Consider the following 1274-nt stretch of genomic DNA (forward strand, 5'->3'; position numbering starts at 1 on the left):
AACATTCCATTTTTGTAATACATATTCAGTGACATATTAAGACAATTTCCTTAAATTTTTAATACTCAAGTAACCAACATATTCTTTGTCCTCTTTGAGATCAACACCGTCAGTAATCACGATAGGCTCAATCAATAGCTGAACATTTAAGAGTAGATCGTTTACGTTATAGATATCATCTATATCCACTTCGAACTTATCATCAATATGTGACGCGGCATCGAAAGATGAATCATCATCTTTAAAGGTAAACTGTTTATAAAAGTCGCTTTGCTTTGCCTGCTTAATAGCCTCTGCCTGACTTGTGGCCACAATCAGAAGCTTGTAATGAAACTCTTCAAAACTGCCCTGTTGATAGCCACCCAAGTTTATGAAAAATAATTTCAAGTTAGGATTTTTGCCTACTTGTTCACCTGATTTGACCAGTTTAATCCCATAACCACCAACGTTAGTAATCGCTCGATACGAATCAACGTGCCATTTGTTTTTGACCTCTGGCCAATACTGATTGATATCTTCTACCAGCTCACTTACTTGATTGGTAGCGCCAAAGAAAATATCGTGTTGCTCAATCAAACGACCCTTAGGACGACCACCCAGTTGAACCATATATAGTGTTAGCATGTTACGTCATCTCTATTAAACAAAAATTTGTAGTTAATCTCAAGGCAATACTATCACTGCCAGATAGCATGTGCTCAAATACAGTCATACTGGAGCGACTCTGCCTGCCTTCAATGCAAATGCCCAATCTTCACGTCCGTTTTTTAGAGCAAGATTTGCTGCGGCTTCATGATTATAGGCGACCTTGATATGCTCAGTTTGCCACTGTTTACCTTGTTGGGTCTCTATACACTTGATAAGTGCATAACTCGCATGAGGCGAATAAGTTTGCATCTTATGTATAATAGGCAACTCATCTTCATAAGCCGGATAGCCAACGCTACCACTATTCACAATAGTTTGTCCTGATGATAGCCTTACTGTTCGCGGAATATGTGTATGACCACATAAGATAACCGCACTATCAATACCATCAAGCAATGCCAATATAGTCTCATCATTACGCACTGTTGGCTGACCCGTTTCGATATCCTCTAGCAAATATGTCATATCATCAGTCGGCGAACCGTGGCAAAGGTATACATCTTCATTTACATGACAATCAAACGGCAAAGATCGCATCCATTCAATCGCTGTTTGAGAGAGATCTTTGACAATAAAATCCATGGTTGGATTATTAGTAATTTCTGCCGTAGTAGCTTCATAAATCT

The 1274-nt window shown here is 38.8% G+C and carries 2 protein-coding genes; both read right to left on the bottom strand.

Annotated features, from left to right (window positions below):
* Nucleotides 1-36 precede the first annotated feature (36 nt).
* Entirely contained in the window at nt 37-624 is a 588-nt protein-coding gene (locus ACT3QQ_RS13830; protein ID WP_444528420.1) for a DUF1543 domain-containing protein, read from the bottom strand.
* 84 nt (nt 625-708) lie between these two features.
* The coding region (locus ACT3QQ_RS13835) for a metallophosphoesterase family protein (protein WP_444528421.1) at nt 709-1274 on the bottom strand (566 nt) is incomplete at its 5' end.

The organism is Psychrobacter sp. AOP7-A1-24 (assembly GCF_052376235.1).
Lineage (GTDB): Bacteria > Pseudomonadota > Gammaproteobacteria > Pseudomonadales > Moraxellaceae > Psychrobacter.